The 18,537-nt window shown below is 57.5% G+C and carries 14 protein-coding genes and 1 tRNA gene; 10 read left to right on the top strand and 5 right to left on the bottom strand.

The genetic code is table 11. From position 1 onward, the window contains the following. Positions 1-1,532: DNA topoisomerase (locus ABYO54_RS03025; protein ID WP_372806761.1), on the bottom strand; the 1,532-nt coding region annotated here is incomplete at its 3' end. 88 nt (positions 1,533-1,620) lie between these two features. Between ABYO54_RS03025 and ABYO54_RS03030 the strand changes: the two genes are divergently transcribed. From ABYO54_RS03030 to ABYO54_RS03045, 4 genes are all read left to right on the top strand, one after another. Beyond that, positions 1,621-3,000 (top strand): hypothetical protein, encoded by a 1,380-nt coding sequence (locus tag ABYO54_RS03030; RefSeq protein WP_372806762.1) that lies wholly within the window; start codon positions 1,621-1,623, stop codon positions 2,998-3,000. A 504-nt stretch (positions 3,001-3,504) separates the two neighbouring features. Continuing rightward, a complete protein-coding gene (locus ABYO54_RS03035) occupies positions 3,505-4,434 on the top strand; it encodes a hypothetical protein (RefSeq protein ID WP_372806763.1) in 930 nt (309 codons plus the stop codon). 7 nt (positions 4,435-4,441) lie between these two features. After that, positions 4,442-5,047, top strand: a complete 606-nt coding sequence (locus ABYO54_RS03040) for an RNA polymerase sigma factor (protein WP_372806764.1) — start codon at positions 4,442-4,444, stop codon at positions 5,045-5,047. A gap of 113 nt (positions 5,048-5,160) precedes the next feature. Beyond that, entirely contained in the window at positions 5,161-5,580 is a 420-nt protein-coding gene (locus ABYO54_RS03045; protein ID WP_372806765.1) for a hypothetical protein, read from the top strand. A gap of 9 nt (positions 5,581-5,589) precedes the next feature. Here the strand turns inward: ABYO54_RS03045 and ABYO54_RS03050 are convergent, their stop codons facing one another. The 3 genes from ABYO54_RS03050 to ABYO54_RS03060 all read right to left on the bottom strand — a co-directional run bounded on the left by ABYO54_RS03050 (position 5,590) and on the right by ABYO54_RS03060 (position 9,037). Beyond that, positions 5,590-5,958 carry a rhodanese-like domain-containing protein gene (locus tag ABYO54_RS03050; RefSeq protein WP_372806766.1) on the bottom strand — a complete coding sequence of 123 codons (369 nt, stop codon included), beginning with the start codon at positions 5,956-5,958 and terminating at the stop codon, positions 5,590-5,592. Next, a complete protein-coding gene (locus ABYO54_RS03055; protein ID WP_372806767.1) occupies positions 5,955-7,211 on the bottom strand; it encodes a PQQ-binding-like beta-propeller repeat protein in 1,257 nt (418 codons plus the stop codon). Before ABYO54_RS03055 ends, ABYO54_RS03050 begins: the two co-directional genes overlap by 4 nt. Before the next feature lie 95 nt (positions 7,212-7,306). Beyond that, positions 7,307-9,037, bottom strand: a complete 1,731-nt coding sequence (locus ABYO54_RS03060; protein WP_372806768.1) for a hypothetical protein — start codon at positions 9,035-9,037, stop codon at positions 7,307-7,309. Positions 9,038-9,163: 126 nt separating this feature from the next. On the opposite strand from ABYO54_RS03060, the gene ABYO54_RS03065 reads away from it, so the two are divergent. The 6 genes from ABYO54_RS03065 to ABYO54_RS03090 all read left to right on the top strand — a co-directional run bounded on the left by ABYO54_RS03065 (position 9,164) and on the right by ABYO54_RS03090 (position 16,126). Beyond that, positions 9,164-9,241, top strand: a tRNA-Pro gene (locus tag ABYO54_RS03065). A gap of 457 nt (positions 9,242-9,698) precedes the next feature. Further along, positions 9,699-10,184: a type I restriction-modification system subunit M N-terminal domain-containing protein gene (locus ABYO54_RS03070; protein WP_372806769.1), complete on the top strand. Its 486-nt coding sequence runs from the start codon at positions 9,699-9,701 to the stop codon at positions 10,182-10,184. Between the two features lie 4 nt (positions 10,185-10,188). Then, positions 10,189-11,955 (top strand): ATP-dependent endonuclease, encoded by a 1,767-nt coding sequence (locus ABYO54_RS03075; protein ID WP_372806770.1) that lies wholly within the window; start codon positions 10,189-10,191, stop codon positions 11,953-11,955. A 200-nt stretch (positions 11,956-12,155) separates the two neighbouring features. After that, positions 12,156-13,217 (top strand): Fic family protein, encoded by a 1,062-nt coding sequence (locus ABYO54_RS03080; protein ID WP_372806771.1) that lies wholly within the window; start codon positions 12,156-12,158, stop codon positions 13,215-13,217. A 296-nt stretch (positions 13,218-13,513) separates the two neighbouring features. After that, positions 13,514-14,608, top strand: coding sequence for a Fic family protein (locus tag ABYO54_RS03085; protein ID WP_372806772.1), 1,095 nt, complete (start codon positions 13,514-13,516; stop codon positions 14,606-14,608). 315 nt (positions 14,609-14,923) lie between these two features. After that, positions 14,924-16,126, top strand: coding sequence for a glycoside hydrolase family 105 protein (locus ABYO54_RS03090; RefSeq protein ID WP_372806773.1), 1,203 nt, complete (start codon positions 14,924-14,926; stop codon positions 16,124-16,126). Positions 16,127-16,385: 259 nt separating this feature from the next. Here ABYO54_RS03090 and ABYO54_RS03095 read toward each other — a convergent pair whose 3' ends face one another. Continuing rightward, entirely contained in the window at positions 16,386-18,146 is a 1,761-nt protein-coding gene (locus ABYO54_RS03095; protein ID WP_372806774.1) for an alpha-L-fucosidase, read from the bottom strand. Positions 18,147-18,537: the final 391 nt, after the last annotated feature.

Raw genomic sequence — 18,537 nt, forward strand, 5'->3', positions numbered from 1 at the left:
GTCCCGATGCCGCGCTCCTTGAGCGCCTCGCGCAGGGAGTCGTCGTCGACCCACTTGCCGGCGGCCTCCATGGCGCCGAGCAGCGAGTTTTCGTTGAAGGCCTGGGGCGGCTTGGTTTTGCCTTCGCGGGTGAAGGGCGCGTGGTCGCCGCTTTCGCCCTTCTTGAAGGCGGGCAGGGTCTGCTCGTCCTCTTCGCCGTCGTCGTCCGCCTTTTTCTTTTTCTTCTTTTTGGGGAAGAGTACCGACCAGCCGGGTTCGACGATGACGGTGCCCTTGGTCTGGAACTTGACCGCGGCGCTCTCGCCGTCGACCGTCGTGATCTTCTTGATGCAGACGGGATAGAAGGCGGCGATGAACTGGGTGACGATGGCGTTGTAGACCACCTGTTCGTTGGGGCCGAGCGACCCGGGAATGACCCCGGTCGGAATGATGGCGTGGTGGTCGGTCACCTTCTTGTCGTCGACGATGCGGTTGGTGAAGGGCAGCTTGGCGAGGTTGAGCGGCGCGATTTGTTCGGCGCGCATGGATTTGAGCTTTACGAAGATGTCGGGGATGCGCGGCTTCATGTCGGCGCTGAGGTAGCGCGAGTCGGTACGCGGGTAGGTGACGAGCTTCGATTCGTATAAATTTTGCGTGGCGGCCAGCGTGTCGGCGGCGGAGAGGCCGTTGCTTTTATTGATTTCGCGCTGGAGCGTGGTGAGGTCGAACAGCTGCGGCGGCTGCTCTTTCTTTTGCTTGCCGGAAACCGCCGTGACGGTGAAGGGCCGGCCCATGATCTGGTCGAGCAGCTCCTGCGCCTGTTCCGGTTTTTCGAAGCGGTCGCCCGTATATTTGAACACGGTCTCGCGGTAGTTGGTGGCCAGCTCCCAGAAGGGCTTCGGGCGGAACTTCATGATTTCGTCGTCGCGCTGGACGATCATCGCCAGCACGGGCGTCTGTACGCGGCCAATGCTCCACAGCACGCGGTCGTCGCCGGCCGACAGGCGGCCGTGGCGCACGGTGTAGAAGCGGGTGGCGTTGAGGCCGACGATCCAGTCGGACTCCGAGCGGCACTTGGCGGCGGCGTAGAGCGGGTCGTAGTCGTGCCCGTCCTTGAGTTCCTTGAACGCCTCTTTGATGGCCTCGGGCGTCAGCGAGCTCAGCCAGAGCCGTTTGATCGGCTTCGCCTCGCAGTCGCTCAGCGAGAGGATGTAGCGGAAGATGAGTTCGCCTTCGCGCCCGGCGTCGGTTGCGCAGACGATTTCCTCGGCTTCCTGGCAGAGGCGTTTGATGGTTTCGAATTGTTGGGCGACCCCGGGGTTTTCGATGAGCTTGAGCTGGAACGTCTCGGGGATGAAGGGGAGGCGGTCGAGCCGCCACTTGCGCAGTTCGGGGTCGTATTCGCCGGGATCGAGCAGAGTGACCAAGTGGCCGAACGCCCAGGTGATGGCACAGCCGCGCCCTTCGATGTAGCCGTTTTTCTTTTCGGTTATTTTCAGCACGGATGCAATATCGCGGGCGACCGATGGTTTTTCTGTGATGACGACTTTCATGAGGGTGTAATTCGCAATGCGTAATTGGATTTGAATTGCGCATGTTGTACGTTAGTTGGGTTCTGTTCAATCAATAATGGAGACCGGGATGATTCGGCGTTTGTTTATATGGGTTCTGGTGGCGATGTTGGGTTCGGTGTGCGTTGCGTCGGAGATCGCCGTGCTGGGCGAGACGCCCGTGGCCGAGTTTACGCTGCCCGATGGTTCGGTGCTCAAGAATGCGTTCGTCTGGCGGCGCAACTCGCAAGGGCTGATGATCGTGCACGACGACGGGCAATATTTTCTCAACTTTTCGCTGCTGCCCGCCGACTGGAAGTCCGCCTATCTCGGGGAGCCGGAACCCCCGACCGACAATGGCGTGGAGGCGACCGGCCCCGAAGTGGCCGATCCCTACGCGTTGAACCCCGTCCTCAAAAGCATCCCGGAGCTGGCGCCCGCCGCCCGGAAAATCCTGCTCACCGACCAATCGGAACCGCTCGGCCGCCAGGCGGCCTTGGCGCTCGCTTTGCTGCAGAGCCTGATTTCCAACAATACCGATCAAGCCAAACGCATTCAGTTGCTCATCGACGAAATGGGGCTCGAGATCGACGCGGTTGATCTGGACGTCCTGTTTTCCGAGTGCAGTACCTGCGGCGGCGACGGAATCGTGACCAAGCCGTGCCCGGATTGCAAGGGGACGGGCAAGTGCCCGAAGTGCGGCGGCGAGGGCGAGCGCAAGACCGGCCTCGGCGATTCGACGATCCACTGCACCGTATGCCGCGGAACGGGCAAGTGCGCCCTGTGCGCGGGCGAAGGGGAAATCTCTTCCCGTTGTCGGGCCTGCAATGGTCGCGGCAAGCGGCTCAACAAGAGCTACTGCGAGGTGACGCGCGATCAATTCGTCTTGCTGGCCAACGCCTTGGCCAACCCCGCGGCGAAAGAATCGCCGATCGCCACCGATGCCGGCCGGGTGCGCAAGGTCATCAAGGAGCTGGGCGGTCTGGATCCTTCCGCCTCCGACCGGTTTTTCTCCGAAACCTATGACGGGGCGTTGGATGCCGATATCCTTGCCGCATGCGTGCTCCATTCGTTGCTCAAAGGCCGTTCCGACGATGCCGAACGGTTCGACATGATGTTCCGGATCTTCTTTCCCGATAACGATACGTATGTGCTCGGCGACTACCTGAAGCCCTGTGATGCCTGCAAGATGACCGGGGCGGTTGCGGTGGAGTGCCCGGAGTGCGAGGGCAGCGGAAAATGCACGCGCTGCGGCGGGACGGGCGAACGCGAAACCGGGTTCCGCAGCACCACCATCTATTGCACAACCTGCAAGGGAACCGGCAAATGCCCGAAGTGCGACGGCGAAGGCGAGATTCTCGTCCGCTGCTCCAAATGCGGGGGGCGGGGCCGGATCTTCGAGCGGCAGCGCTCGGAAGTGAAGCTCGGCATCCTGGTCGAAAAACTGAACGGCTATCTGAAAAGCCGGTGAACCGCCCGCTTCGGGGCCCCGCGGGTAAACCCAACCCGGCGTAGCCGGAACCAAATTTCACCACCCGTTATGCTCGAGGACACGGAGGCACAGAGGGTTGTAAATGCTCTGCTTCTCTGTGCCGCGGCGAACGCTGTGGCAAAAAGAATCCGTCGTTAACATGGAGGGATTTGAATAGAGAACTAAATCCGGGAATGGAACCGCACAATTTAGATCAGGAGTTTGTCCCGCTCACCTGCCGGAGCAAGAGCCTGTTCTGAAATCGGTGTTTATCGGCAATTGATCGCCATTCGCTCGCAATGGCTATCTGTGGTTCATTTACTTGTCTAGGGTGGGCTTCCTCCCATCGGCGTCGGGCCGTCGCGCTTGTCGAAACGATCCGCCCGGCAAATCCGGCAAGACCGGCGTGTAACCTTTTCGGGGCCGCTTGCGTATATTAGGATAGAGCTTGCCCAAACGGTTGCGGCGGGCGGAACCAAACAAATTCCAAACAAGGAGAGATCGATGAATAAGCAAAATATGCTGTTGGGCGTGGTGTTGGCGATGGCGGCTTCGGCGTTTGCCCGTCCGTTTTCCGCCGCGGAGATTCCGGCGAATTCCAAATGGGTGGCCTATGCGAATGCGACCGGCATCCGCGATTCGCAGATCGGCCAATACATTGTCGCGGAAATCGACGAAAAAGCGCAACGCAAGCTCGACGGGATCAAGGCCATCTTCAACTTCGACCCCCTCCAGGACGTCGATTCGATCCTCGCTTTCGGGCCGACGATCGAGGAGCACGGCTCCGGTGTGATGATGATTTCGGGCACCTTCGATGAAGCGCATCTCACCACCCTGCTGAAGATGAACAAGACCTACGCCCAAACCACCCACAACGGCACCGTCATCCACAACTGGGTCGACGACAAAAACAAGCAAAAGGATCCGGCCAAGCGCGTCTATGGCGCCTTCGCTTCCAATGGCGACATTGTGATGGGCGACAACGAAGCGCTGGTTGCCCAGGCGATCGATGTGCTGGCAGGAAAGGCACCTTGCCTTTCCGGCGACTCCGCGCTCAACCTCGCCGAATTGGACAACGCCGCCTTCGTTGCGGCGGCACTGGAAGTGGGCGACGGGGAGATGCTGCCGGCCAAGGCGGCCCTGCTGCGGCAGACGCGCAGCATGTATTTCAGCCTGCAGGAGTCGGATGGCAAGTTGCTCGCGCAACTGGAAATCAACACCGACAATTCCGAGGCCGCATTCTACGTGGATTCGATCGTGCGCGGCATGCTGGGCATGGCGTTCCTGCACGATGAGACAAACCCGGGGCTGGCCCGGCTGGCGCGCGGCGTGCGCGTGAATACGATCGACCAGCGGGTCGTGATCGAGTCGGCCTGTCCCGTTGAACTGGTCACCGAAACCCTCCAGAAGTCCCGCGGCAAATCACGCAAATAGTGGCCGTATGACGCAACCGCAACAGGAACGAACCGATCAGGAGCTTGCCCGGGAATCCCGGGCCGGTTCCTTGGTGGCGTTCGAAGAGCTCGTTTTCAGATACGAAAAACGAATCTACTCGTTCTTGTGTAGCAAAGCCCCGAATCCGTCCGATGCCGAGGATTTGCTCCAGCAGGTTTTCATCAAGGCCTTCCGCAATATCGCCCGCTATAACGGGACGTATGCGTTTTATACCTGGCTGTTGGCCATCGCCCGCCGGGAGGTGGCCGGGTTCTACCGGTCGTGGCACGGCCAACCGGTCGAATATGAGGGCGAGCTCGCGGCGGATGAGCGCGATCCCGCCCGCGAGCTCGATGGCCGCGACCAGGGCGAATTCATTTGGCAGCTGGCCAAGCAGACCCTGCCGGACGCCCAATACACGGCGTTGCTGCTGGTTTATCGCGAAGAGCTCTCGGTGAAGGACGCGGCCCGGGTGATGAAGCGCACGGTGTCGAGCGTGAAGGTGCTGCTGTTCCGCGCTCGGAAAAAGCTGGCGGCGACGTGCCGCCTCGAAAGCGACGCCCAAAACGGTGGCGTGGTTCCAATGGAGGACAGTCCATGTTTTGTTTCATAAGCAGAATGAAGATTTCGGCCGCGGTTGAGCGGGGCAGGGCACCGGCGGGGCGCACCGAAAGGCATCTCCGCCAATGCGCGGCTTGCCGCCAATATCGGCAGCGGACCGAACGGATGCACCAGGCGCTGTGTTCGACGGGGCGCGCCGAAAGCGAGCTTCCGCCGTTCGCGCATGGACGCATCATGAACGCGCTGAAGCTGGAGCAAAAGCCGGTTGCCTCCGGGAGCCACCTCCGCATCCGGACGGCCGTCTCCTTGGCGATGCTGGTGCTGGTCGGCCTTGGGATTTGGGGATTGCGCCCCGGTCACGCTCCGGCGATTGCCGAAGAGGATGGGGGCTGGGGCAACCTGCAACCGTTGGAGGCGGGGGCCTTGCAGATGCAAAAATGGATCCGGCAGGGCCCCGACGTCTTGACGCAACCCCTGGGGGCCGAAATCCAATGCTTGGAAAATGACCTGATGGCCGTCGCCGAAAAGATCGACTCCTTCCTCAACGGGGCGCTTTTCGCCGCGCTTCCGTCGGAAAACGGATAGCGCGCGCGATTATTTTGCCAGCACGGAGCGCATGCGGGAAAGGCTGCCGCCGTTGACGACGTTGGTGTAGCCTGCGCTCAGGAGCGCCGCCTTGGCGCTTCCCGAGCGCGACCCGCTGTGGCAGTAGACCACGATCTCCTTGGCCTTGTCGGTCGTGTGCTGACCGATCCCGTTCGTGATCCGGTCGTAGGGGATGTTGATGGCCCCTTCGATGTGGCCGCCGTTGAATTCCCCCGCCGTACGGGTGTCCACCACCAGGGCGCCGTCCTGGATGAGTTGCGGGATGTCGGCATCCTTGTCTGCGCCGCCCCGTAAAAGAAGATTTGCCAAAAGTCCCATCGTGATTACCGCCAATCCAATTTTTCCGATCGTTTTCATTTGTTGATCCGCGCGCAAACCAGCCGGTTGGGCAGGCGGATGTAGAGGGCGTCGTCCACGGCGACCATCGAGGCGTAGCTGTTGGTGGCCTGCATCGGGATCCGTCCAATCGCTTTGCCCGTCGTGCCCGCGGCATACACAAACACCTCGCCGTCGAAATTGATCAGGTAGACTTTGCCGTCCGCCACCAGCGGCGAAGCGAAGAAGCCCTTGTCGCTCTCGATCTTTTCCTGCCACTGCTCCCGGCCGCTTTTCGCGTCGAGGCAGGTGAGGTAGCGTTTCACGCCGTCGAGTACATAAAGCAGTTGGCCGTCGTAGGCCGGGGTGCAGACGTCCGGCACATAGCCCTCGTAGTCCCACCGCTTGCCGCCGTCGGCCTTGAGCGCCACCATCGTGCGGCCGCGCGGGTAGGCGGTGACGGTCAGCTCGCCGGCCTGCACCGGGCTCGAAATGATGCGCCAGTTGGTTTTACGGTTGTCCTTCGCCACATCGAACGCCCACTGGACCGTTCCGTTCTCGGGGTCGTGGCTGGTCACCAGGTCCGCGCCCGTCAGGATGATTCCCCGCAGGCCAAGGGTTGGCGTGATGTAGGAGTCGAGCGACTCCTTGGTTGCCGGGGTGGGGCGGTCGGCTTCCCAGCGGGTTTTACCCGTTTTCAGGTCGATCGCCACCAGCTTGGTGCTGTTCTCCGAATTCGGGTCCTTCTTCGTGTTCGCGAGGTAAAGCAGGGGCAGGTATAGCGTGCCGTTGTGCAGCAACGGGCTGGAACTGAAGCCGAACTTGGTGGCCAGCAGCCCATACTGGTCTTCCAGTTCGCGTTTCCAGAGTTGCTTGCCGTCGAGGCTGAACGCCACCATCGTGCCCTGGCCATACAGGAAGCAGACGGTTTTCCCGTCCGTCACCGCAGAGGGGTGCGCCGCGTTGCCGTTGCGCGGCATATCGCGCCCCTGGCCCACCTTCTTGTCCCAGGCGATTTTGCCCGTTGCGCGGTCGATGCATACCGCACGCAGCTGGTTGTCCAGACTCGTCGTCAAGAAGATCCGGTCGCCCGCCACGATCGGGGTCGATTGCCCGGTGCCCGGCAGGTCGCAGCTCCAGGCGATGTTCTCGCCGCTCGCGATCGACCACGTCGATGGCAGGTGCTTCGCATCGCACGAACCGTTGAGCTCCGGGCCGCGCCATTGCATCCAGTCGCCCCCCAGCGCGGCGCTCGCCAATGCCAGCGCGCCCACTACCAGTCCCTTTGTCTTCATACGTCCTCCGAGGATAAAAGACAGCACAGTAGACGATTCGCGCCCTGCGGGGAAGCGCTAACCCTGCCGATCAACCGGTGGTTTGGCGGGCTGCGCTAGGCCAGGGCAATCCGCTTCTCCAGCCCTTTGTTGGTCTCGAACCGGCACTCTTTTCCGCCGATCGTCAGGGTGGCTTCGCCGCCGCCGACCGCGAGTTCGATCGCGTCGTCGGGATGGCGCACCTTCCAGACATTGGCCAGGGCCATGGCGCGTTCGAGGCCGTCGCCCCGCTGGAAGTTCCAAACTTCGTCGGGCTGGGCGACGCGGCTGCCGTCGTAGATCGATTCGTTGGCCATCGCGTCGAACAAGGCCGTCAGCTCGTCGTCGGAGAGCCCCTGGGTTTCCGCGACGACCACCGGGTTGCGCTCGAAGGCGGCCTTGAGGAAGGGACGCCAGTCGGTGACGGCGAGATTGCGGCTGGCATAGAAGGCGAGATCGGCGATGGGGTGGCTCGCGCGCAGGCCCCGCAGGTAGTCGATGATTTCTTCGCGGGTTGCGCCGGGCTGGATGGCGATCGGCCCGGGCCCGCTGAAGCGTTTGCCTTCGGTCGCGGGGAGTTCCGGATCGAGGTGGACGAAATCGACCAGCCCTTCGATCACCGACATTTTCCGGTCCATGTTCTTCGTGCAGGTGATCGCTTCGGCCAAGCCGCGCATGCTCTCCTTGTCGAAGTGGGAGATGGGGTTGTTCTTGAGGTAGTCGCCGAGCTTGTTGATCAGGATGCGGTCCTCGATCGGCTCCGTGTAGAAATCGTATTCGTCGACCTGCTCCAGCAGTTTGTCGCGGGTGGAATCGTCCGAAACCTTGAAGGGGCTGCCGTGCTCGTAGGCATAGGCGCGTTCGATCGGGAGGTATTGCACCTTGCCGTGGCGCACGAACATGATCTGGAAGCAGCTCTGGAATTCCGACCGTTCGCGCAGGAAGTTCGCGAGGATTTCGAAGGTGATTTCCGTGGTGGTGAAGGCGTCGAGCTTTTGCCGGAATAGCTCGAAGCTCTCCGGGGCGATGGTTGCCTCGGGATAGACCGTGTGGATGAAGCCGGTGTTGTTCGCCACGATCGTCACCTGTTCGTTGCGCAGCGCCCGCTGTGCCTTGGCGGTGAGGTCGGTGCCGTTGAACCACATGGTTTTGGTCACCAGCCGCCGGTTGTTCGTCAGCACCCCGTCGTTCACATTGATGAAGTTCTGGGAGTGCAGCGGAGTGGCGATCAGGAAAATGTCTTCGAGCGGAACATCGCAGATGACAAAGAGCGCCGCGGCATAGAGGGTGGAGAGCGAAACGCATTCGCCCGCTCCCACGCGGTAGTTTTCCTTGAACTTGAAGGCATCCATCGCCTCCAGCGTTTCCGTTTTCCAGAACGGGATAATGTTGGAGGTGTATTTGTCCAGGCCGAAGTGCTTGCGGATATCGAGCGAAAAATAGTGGCGGTCGCCCTCGTAGCCAAAGAGCGCATTGGATTGGCCGATGGTCTTTTCATCCATGAACGGGGCAAAGCGGGCCATTTCCGACTCTTTGGTGGTCAGTCCCCAGGTGTCGAGGTCCAGGTTGAACTCGTAATGGTCGATGATGAACTGTTTGAGCCGCTGGATTTTCTTGTAGGGCTTCATCTTGTCCAGCTTCGCAAACCATTTGTCGTTTTTCCATTCCCAGATGCGCGGCGACATGATGTTGGCCAGCACCAGGCTGTACAGCAGCTCCGGGAAGACGAAGATCTCCATGTCCGAGAGGGAAATGGCGGAGGAATATTTTTCGAGAAGGTCGGGGGTGATTTCTGGTATTTGGTTCATGCGGCCCATTGTAGAGTTCCGATGCGCATTTAAAAGAAAAACGAGATGCGTTTTTTGCACGGCGGGCGTTGACGACCCTCATGCGCCGTGCTACGTTCTGCCCTCAATTTTCAGGAATTGAAACGTCGGGGCATAGCTCAGCCTGGCTAGAGCGCTACACTGGGGGTGTAGAGGTCGCATGTTCGAATCATGTTGCCCCGACCATTTTTAAACGTCATTCCTTGCGGATGACGTTTTTTTTGTGTTCGGACGGGATGCCGAAACGCGCACATGGTTCATCCGTTCCTGCGGGCGGGAGTGCAGCCTGCGAGAGCCCTACTGGGGCGGAACAAATCCAGACGTCCTGACCATTTTTCATGCCCGGATAAAATCCGCCAACCTTCAACGTAGCTATACCCCGCTTTGTTATCGCTCACGAATTGGAACGATATGAGCGATAGAAGGGAGCGATGCCGATTTCGACGTGGAGTCGTTCGGCTGTCTGCTATGTCTTTTGGCAAAAAGCACTAAAACCCCTGTGGAGCACTATTGTATTGGGGTTTTTCTTGCTGAAGGGCGTCGTGGGAATTAAGATTTTTCCAGTTTTGTATCTGTCTAAAACTTTGCGGGGATGGGGGTGTCGATTGGACGCATGCATTCCGCACTAAAAGAACGTTGAATTATGAATTGGGTTGCACCGTCGGAAAAAGATGCCGCTACGGCTACGCTTGAAAAAAACCTGTGGGATGCGGCGGATCAGTTTCGCGCGAATTCGGGTTTAAAGTCACAGGAATATTCTGCTTCGGTGCTGGGTTTGATCTTCCTGCGTTTTGCCGAGGTCCGCTTTTCGGTGCAGCGTGCTACTTTGCTGAAACAAGCGGAAACAGGGTGCTCGTCGCGCCGTAGCCTTGGCGAAGGCGGACGGGTGGACGATCCGGCGGCCTACCAAGCCACTGGCGCTGCCTATCCGGCCGTTAGCGCCGCAACTTTCAAACAAGCTGAACTGCTTATGCCGCCAGAGCTTCTCTTACAGAAGTTTGGCGATGTAACCGTTCCAATCGCCGAACAAATTCACGTCTTACAAAGTAACATCCAAAACCTCCGCCAAACGCGCGACCTCCTGCTTCCGCGCCTGCTTTCGGGGCAAGTAAACATTAGGGAGAATTGAGTAGATGAAGATAAAATCCTTTGAGTTTGCATACATCAAGTCCTTTAAATCTCTGCGGTTTGACTTGGAGAAAACCTCTGTGTTGATCGGTCAAAATGATCATGGGAAATCTTCCATTCTAAAAGCCATCGATATGGTTCTTAATCGGCTTAATGAAGATACGCTTGAACTCGGAGCATTACACCCGGATTTGGCTGAACAGTTGTTGCCAATTTTTCCAGTGAATGCCAAAGCGCGACGAATCACGATAAACTACGAATCCAAATCAAAGAAAAAGCAACTTTATATCACTGTTCGGACCGATTTAACATTTACGGTGCTAGAGAAAATAGAACGAAATGCGGTAACAACGCCAGCTTCCATTCAGGTCCTAAAAGAGTTACGAAAGCATAATCGGTTTATCCTTATTCCGGCTCTTCGAGATGCGACGTCGCCCGAGTTTCAACAGTTGTTTTCAAAGATGCTTCGCGAGTATGGCCTTTCGGAAATGATCCCACAAAAGGCCGGAGGTACGCCGAAGGAGTATCGGACGTTAAAGGGTATTCGTGATCAAATATCTAAAACGATAAAGCCGTATATTGACGAAGCCCTGTTGCCACAGATTGAGAGGAATTTCGGATTTAAAGCCCAGCATAAGCTGGCATTGAAGTTTGCTGTAGATGTCGAAGGCATTGGCGAGTGGATTCTTGATAATTTGCGCCTTGGATTTCAGATGACTGACGATGGCGAAACAACCCTTGCCCTTTCTGAGGCTGGGTCAGGGGTTCAGAGCGGTGTTCTCCTCGCACTGCATCGTCTTGAGCAGAAGGCTGTAGAAAATCCAGATATTCAGTTCATTCTCGCGGTAGAAGAGCCGGAGGCTTTTTTGCATCCTCAGAAGCAAAAGGAGCTTTACCAAGACATTCGCGCGACTCAGCTAGAAAATCTAAAGGTTATTGTGACAACTCATAGTCCTTATGTTGTGGCAGAAACGCCATTCGACAAGCTGGGCCTAGTGAAAAAGGCAGGTCAACACTCAGAGCTTCATGTTCCAACTATCCGGGCGAAAAAGGACCTTGAGACGTTTGATGCTTATGGAAACGAAGTTAACACAATGTTATTTTTTGCAGACAAAGTGGTTTTTGTTGAAGGCGAATCTGATGCGCGCGTACTCAGGGTTCTCTTGGAAAAAAAATTTGGTACAGGTGCGCATCGCATATCAATCATATCCGCCGCTGGCAACCAGAATTTCTCCCCGTTTCTTCGCATGGTCAAGGCTTGGAATACAGCTAATATACCCCATCTCGTTGTAACAGATTTTGATTCGTTAATTGCGAGCGCTGATAGACCGATTCTTCGAGGCGCAAAGGATGCTGGCTATACGCATATTTCTGAATCCGCGCTTAAAGCTACCGTTGATTCCGCATTGGATAAAACGGAAGTTGAGCTGTCGGAAGCAGCGATCTCCGCAGGCACATACTTCAAAAATTCAGGTTTAAACGTTTTCGTTTTCACTTCTGATTTGGAATTTTCGTTAATCACAGATCAAAACAAAATAGCTGTTGCGAAAATACTCTCGGATGAGCGGGCCACATCAGGAAGCGATTACAGCACCGGTTATAGCTTGCTCGACTTAAAAAAACAGATTGGGAGCAAAGGTGTGTCTCTGTCTGCTTTGGCAGATCCGAAATTTAAAAAACCATATATTCATCGGAAGATCGCTGAAACAATCGACCTTACGCATGCGCATCAAGATTTGAACCGTTTGTTGAAGCGTATCGAGGAGCTGTAATGTTCCACGCCTACACAGAAGACCAACTAGTCGAGCAACCCGCCAACGGGCTGTTTGCGGAGTATGCGGCGAAACCGCACCCTCACCCAACCTCTCCCAGAGGGAGAGGGTTATGCTTTTGTGCAGGCGGGACGCCTGCGGTACGTATCGCGAGCGTCTCGCTTGCTCTCGTTGGATCCCGTTTGGAGGGATATTGAACCATGAACAGTTTTCGAGATGACCGGTTGAAAAACTATGCGCTGCCGATGAGCATGGTTTGGATGCTGAACGATATTGCCGAATCGAAGGGCAAACAGGAGCTGTTTACGCACCAGTCGCCGCAATCACTCAAGGCGTTACGTGAGATGGCGCTGATCCAAAGCGCGGAGTCGTCGAACCGCATCGAGGGGGTGACGGTTGCCGCCGACCGGTTGCGTCCGTTGGTTCTGGGAAACAGCAAGCCGCGCGATAGATCGGAGGAGGAGGTATTGGGCTATCGTCGGGCATTGAACGAGATCCACCATCGATACGAGAAGCTGGCGATTACGCCGGACACCTTGATGCGATTACACGAGCTTTGCCAATCCGGCGGAGGGGATGCCGGCCAGTTCAAGAGGCTGGACAACGATATTATCGAGCTGGTTCCCAACGCGGCTCCGGTCGTCCGCTTTCGGTGCGTGACGGCCAAAGATACCCCGGCAGCGGTGGATGAGCTTTGTGTGCGTTACCGTCATGCGCTGGAGCAGGACCACATTCCGCCCATGGCAGCCATTGCGGGACTGGTGCTTGATTTTCTTTGCATCCATCCGTTCCGCGACGGCAACGGGCGCGTATCTCGCTTGCTTACGCTGCTGGTACTCTATCAGCACGGGTATGAAGTGGGGCGTTATGTGAGCATTGAGCGGATGATCGAGGAATCCAAGGAGGATTACTACGAGTGCCTCCAACGCAGTTCTCAGAACTGGCACGACGGGCGGCATGATTTGGCACCGTGGTTCAATTTTCTTTTCGCCATTGTGCGGCGCAGCTATGTGGAGTTTGAGAAGCGGGCGGGCCAAGTGACGGCGCCGCGCGGCTCCAAGGCGGAGTTGGTATTGGCGGCCATACGGGAGCAACCCGGCGAATTCCGTTTGGCGGAGATCGAACGCGCTTGTCCGGGCGTGGGACGCGAATGGATTCGTTCCTTACTGCGGGGCTTAAAAGAGTCCGGCGATGTGGAGTGCAGTGGCAAAGGGCCGGCAGCCCGTTGGTCTTATTCAGGGAGTAAGGGTAGTAACTCCTGAGTGGGGGTATTAATGAGGGTATTAACGAGAAACTACGTATTAAAGTACGTACTATAATTTAGCCGCGACCGGACTCAACGATGAAAACAAAGGCCTACACAGAAGATCAACTGGTCGAGCAACCCGCCATCGGGTTGTTTGCCGGCTTGGCTGGACGACGGTTTCGACGACGGAGGAGAGGCTCGGCCTGAGGGTACGCTGGGGCGTGATATCAAGGGCGAGATGGTGCTGGTCTTCTTTGTGCCGATGACGCGCAAGCGTCGTAAGATAAACCATTACAACGACTTCTTGTTGGAGTGGGAAGCGGGACCTATGGAGGATGTTGGTGCGCAAAATCACTTGACCCATGGCTTGACCGACGCTTGACCCATTTATATGATCCGCCCATGAGTTATCAACCACGGTTTGCGATTACACCGGCACTGCTCTCGCGGGTGGAGGCCATTGCTGCGTTGCGTGAGCGGATTCGGAGCGCGACGGTCCAGGTGGCCTGGATCCCCTCGTTGCAGAAGGATTCCCGAGCCCGCAACGCCCATTCATCGACGGCAATCGAGGGGAATCCGCTGACGCTGGAAGAGGTTCGCGCGTTGGAGGACAATCAGGAACTGGTGCCTTCATCCACGCGGGCCCGCCGCGAGGTGCTGAATTATTTTGCCGCGCTCCGGCACATCGAAAAAAACGCCACCAAGAAAAGGTTGGTGCATGAGGATCTGTTCCGCCTGCATTCCATCATGGCCGGGCAGGTAATGGATCAGGGCGAAGCGGGGACTTACCGCAAGATTCGGGTTCGGGTCGGCCCGCACGTACCTCCGCTGCCGGATGAAGTTTCCGGTTTGATGTTTGAACTGCTGGAGTGGTGGAACACGGAGTCCGTTGCATTGTCGCCGGTGCTAAGTTCGGCCATTTTGCACTATCGTTTCGAGAATATACATCCCTTTGCCGACGGCAACGGCCGCACGGGCCGGGCGTTGGCCTTGTGGGAGCTTTATCGCCGGGGCTTTGACTCGAACCACATTTTCTCGGTGGATGAATTTTTCTGGGAAGACCGTCCACGGTATTACACCGCGCTTCAGGAGGTCCGCATCAATGGCGACGATCTGACATCGTGGCTGGAATACAACGCGGAAGGATTGCAACTGACGCTTGAACGAGTGTGGCAGCGTATTCAGCAGTTGAACGCGGCCAAGGGCGATGCAAAGCTGGTGTTGCGGCCCAAGCAGGAGCAGCTGCTGAACATGCTTCGGATCCGGGGAGGGCTGAGTCCGCGTGAAATCCGGGAAGGGTTGGGCGTTTCCAAGCAAGGCGCAATGGATACGCTGAACCCGCTGCTTGAAGCCGGACTGATTGAACGGGTGGGAACCTTGAAGAACGGGCGGTATGTTCTGAAATGACCTGCCACGCCTACACGGAAGACCAACTCGTCGAGCAACCCTCCATCGGGCTCCGCCGCTTGCAGTTTGTTCGTGATGCATTAATTGCGCCAGGGAAAGGTGCCGTCCCGTAAGCGAGTAATTCCTTGGCGGGATTGACGCCGGCATTTTCCATAAAATGAACGGGCAATCGCCTGTAGGAAAAAGATATGTTCGTATGGCGTTGCATGAGCTGGGCGATGCCGTCTGTTCGAAGCAGGCGAGGAGCTGGCGGCGAAGTTCATGGATGTTGATGGCGGATGGATCGGGCAATAAGAATTTCAAGGAGGTAGCCGTATGAGATGGTTTGTTTTATTGGCAATGGCTTGCAGCGTGGGGACGTCTGCTTATTCAGCGGCAAAGCCCTTGCCGCTGGAGGTGAAAACGCTGACGAAGAAGGTCGCGGACTGGCAGATCGAAACCTTTGATGTGCACAATGAATATCGAGCACTTTCGAGCGGCAGAAAAAAAAGCCTGAAGCGATACGGCAAAACGTATGAAGAAAAATATCACGACCTGACCTGGCACATGGGAGCGCTTTATGCGGGCCTAGATCGGTGGCGCACGGTGGCCGATGATCCGGCGCCGTACAATGATTTCCTGAAGATGATCGGAGAGCGGAACGGATGGAAGCTGTATGAACGCCCATATAACGCGGATGACCATACCGTCGGACAGTTCTACCTCTCGCTCTATGAAGAATTCAAAGACCCGGCGATGCTGGAGTCGACGCAACGGCATTTTGACTGGATTCTGAGCGACCCCAAAAACGGATCGCTGGAGTGGTGTGGATACAAAAAACCCTATGCCACGGATTGCCACGACCGTTGGGGCTGGTGCGACGCGCTCTTTATGGCGCCCCCGGTCTGGGCGCGTTTGGCCAACGTTACGGGCAATCGCAAATATCTCGATTTTATGGATCGCGAATACCATGCCACCTACGACCTGCTGTGGGACAAGGATGACCGTCTATTCTGGCGCGATACGTCCTATTTCCCGAAGCGCGAGGCCAATGGAAACAAGCTCTACTGGGCGCGCGGCAACGGCTGGGTTTTCGGGGGATTGGCTCTCATGATTCCTGATCTGCCGGAAAACTGGGAAGGACGCGCGTTCTACGTCGAACTCTACAAGCAGATGGCGGAGAGCCTGGAAAACTGCCAGCGTGTCGACGGCACCTGGTCGATGGGACTGCTTGGCGGGACAGATGGATATCCCGTCAAGGAAACCAGCGGGACGTCGTTTTATACGTTCGGTCTGGCATGGGGGATCAACAACGGCTTGCTCGACCGTGGCACCTACGAGCCGATTGTCTTCAAGGCTTGGCAGGCGCTGACGGAATGCGTGACCGACGAGGGATTGCTCGGCTATGTGCAGCCGGTCGGCGCGGCTCCCGGCGATTCCTATGCAGATAAAACCGAGGTTTACGGCATTGGGGCTTTTCTCGCCGCCGGCACGGAAGTGTACAAGCTGGTCGCCGGGGATGATCGTAAAATCAAGTGATTCGCAATGCGAAAGACGGATGCTGTTGAACGTTGAATCACGGCTGCCCGTGGCCCTGTTCGTAAGCGGCGGCGCAATGGCAGATCGACACTCCGCCAAAATTTGTGCGGCGGACAGGCCCAGCGTGTTACGTCTTGCCAGCGGAGAGTTTGCCGTAGCAATCCCTTCTTTCTGCGTCGACCGTTTCCGCCGTTGAGTTGATCTGGGGATCGCCCCATTTGGAAGCCTGCGGATTCTGATCATCCGCCCCACGTAGCGCCTACGGCTCGATCGGCTCAAAGATGAGGCTCTTCAGGTTAAACAGCGCCTTGCCCCGCGTGTTGCCGAAGCCCAGCGAACAGTCCGTTGCGCCTACCTCATTCAAGTTCACGACACCCAGCTCCAGGACCTCGAACCGGCGCCAACCTGCCGTCGGCTTGACCACCGCCGTTAATGTCTTCCCGGCGACGGTTAACCGCGCATCGCTTCCATCGTAGCCCTTGGCACATGAGTAGAGCGCTTTCACCCTGTATTTTCCGGGGGCCGGAACATCCAACGTCCACGAAGCGGTCGCTTCCGGGTTGGTCCAAAAGCCGATATGGCTGTTGTTCTCAAGCGTAATGGCTTGACCTTCCAGCGTGGCGGACCGGGCCTGCAGGATTAACTCATTGCCGGAATGCTCCAATGCCTGGTCGGCCGAGCCCATGGGGGTCATGCCGCCGGCATACTTCAGGCGCAACACCGTGGCAAAGGGATCGGTCGTGGCCGACGAGCAGTCAATCTCAATGCCTCTTTCCGATGTCGAAACGGGCAGGGGATCGTTTTCAAAGGTGAAGGCCGCCACCTTTCCAAAGGTGACATTCTTCATCGGCAGTTTGCCGTTTTCCGGCCAATCGAAGACATACGCAAAGAGTTCACCCGTCTCCGGGGTGGAGCCTTTGGCTTGTGCAATTTTTCCCCAGGATTGTACGGGTGCGGCCACAACGTCTGCCCCGTAAACGGCTTCATGATGCGCGGCGTTCCACGCGCCCATGGCCTTCAACTGCTGAATCGATTCCTCCGGCCATGACCCATCCGCCTGCGGGCCGACATTCAGCAGCAGGTTGCCGCCTTTGGTGTTGATGTCGATTTGCTTTTGAATGAGCTCCTTCGTGCTTTTCCATCGCGTGTCGCTCTTCTTGAACCCCCAGGAATGGTTTACCGTCCAGCAGGCCTCCCAGACATGGTCGAGCGCGGCGTCGGGCGTGGAGTTTTCCGGCGTGCCGTAGTCCTTCTTGAATTGGCTCCGCTTGGCGACCCGGTTGTTGATGATCAGCTCGGGATCCAGTCCGCGGAGATAATTATACAGATCGATGCCGTCGTCCATCGTCCACCATTTGGCCCAATCCCCATCGAACCACATCACCGCGGGATGATAACGCTCGATGAGCTCTTTGAGCTGGGCTTTCATGTAGGCGACATAACCCTCCTTGTCGTTCATCGGGGTCTGCATCCCGGACACCAGCGAGGCGCGCTGAGACGGGTGGTGCCAGTCGATGATCGAGTAATAGGTGCCAAACTTCAGGCCATACTTGTCGCAGGCCGCTTTCAGTTCGCCCAGAATGTCCCGATCAAAACCGGTCGCTTCGCCCAGGTCATATTCCGTGTAGGCACTGTCCCACAGGCAGAATCCCTCGTGGTGCTTGGTCGTGATGACCATATACTTCATGCCCGCTTCCCGGGCCGTCTTCACCCAGCGGTCGGCATCGAGTTTGTCGGGCCGAAAGTTGGCCGCCAGCGGAATGTATTCCTCCGGCGTAATTTGTCCCCAGCGCTGAATCCACTCCGCATATTTCTGGACGGGCTGTCCGTTCCACTCACCCCCCAGAGTCGAATAGACGCCATAATGAATAAACAGCCCGAACTGCGCATCCGTGAACCACTGCATCCGCTGCCGATAGGCTTCATCGCTCTCCGGCATCAACTCGGCGGCACGGGTAACGCACAGGCTCGAAACGAGTCCGACCGACAAAATCAACCCAAGGTTTTTCAACGTATTCATTCCTGTCTCTCCTTCTCATCCTAAACGAGTATTGACTGCAACGAGGGGGGAACACCTCTTCTGTAAATTCAGTTTGGCCCTGTCGGCGGTAGAACAGGGGCTTTCAATCCCCCTCATCACGAGGATGGAAAGCGACACATCAAATCTGGCCGCGATGCGGTCCTGTTTTGATCGGCTTGGTTTTTCAGCGGAGGGCCGGGTTGGCTTTGCCGCGCTTCGCGTACCCGCAAAAACCGGAGCCGCCGCGGCTACTGGGGTTCCAGAACCTGGACGCTGGTTTCGTCGCCCAGATCGAAAATGGCCTGCAGGTTTCCGATTTCCTCGATGTCGCCCTTTTCCACGAAGATGGCCTCGCCGTTTTTGGTGGCGAAGGCGAACCCCTTGGTTCCGA

The sequence above is a fragment of the Pontiella sp. genome, from assembly GCF_041622395.1.
Lineage (GTDB): Bacteria > Verrucomicrobiota > Kiritimatiellia > Kiritimatiellales > Pontiellaceae > Pontiella.

Excerpts from the sequence above, each read along its gene's own strand:
- ABYO54_RS03030 (WP_372806762.1), top strand. The coding sequence starts at position 1,621 with ATGATTCGGCGTTTGTTTATATGGGTTCTGGTGGCGATGTTGGGTTCG.
- ABYO54_RS03035 (WP_372806763.1), top strand. The coding sequence starts at position 3,505 with ATGAATAAGCAAAATATGCTGTTGGGCGTGGTGTTGGCGATGGCGGCT.
- ABYO54_RS03040 (WP_372806764.1), top strand. The coding sequence starts at position 4,442 with ATGACGCAACCGCAACAGGAACGAACCGATCAGGAGCTTGCCCGGGAA.
- ABYO54_RS03045 (WP_372806765.1), top strand. The coding sequence starts at position 5,161 with ATGCACCAGGCGCTGTGTTCGACGGGGCGCGCCGAAAGCGAGCTTCCG.
- ABYO54_RS03050 (WP_372806766.1), bottom strand. The coding sequence starts at position 5,958 with ATGAAAACGATCGGAAAAATTGGATTGGCGGTAATCACGATGGGACTT.
- ABYO54_RS03055 (WP_372806767.1), bottom strand. The coding sequence starts at position 7,211 with ATGAAGACAAAGGGACTGGTAGTGGGCGCGCTGGCATTGGCGAGCGCC.
- ABYO54_RS03060 (WP_372806768.1), bottom strand. The coding sequence starts at position 9,037 with ATGAACCAAATACCAGAAATCACCCCCGACCTTCTCGAAAAATATTCC.
- ABYO54_RS03070 (WP_372806769.1), top strand. The coding sequence starts at position 9,699 with ATGAATTGGGTTGCACCGTCGGAAAAAGATGCCGCTACGGCTACGCTT.
- ABYO54_RS03075 (WP_372806770.1), top strand. The coding sequence starts at position 10,189 with ATGAAGATAAAATCCTTTGAGTTTGCATACATCAAGTCCTTTAAATCT.
- ABYO54_RS03080 (WP_372806771.1), top strand. The coding sequence starts at position 12,156 with ATGAACAGTTTTCGAGATGACCGGTTGAAAAACTATGCGCTGCCGATG.
- ABYO54_RS03090 (WP_372806773.1), top strand. The coding sequence starts at position 14,924 with ATGAGATGGTTTGTTTTATTGGCAATGGCTTGCAGCGTGGGGACGTCT.
- ABYO54_RS03095 (WP_372806774.1), bottom strand. The coding sequence starts at position 18,146 with ATGAATACGTTGAAAAACCTTGGGTTGATTTTGTCGGTCGGACTCGTT.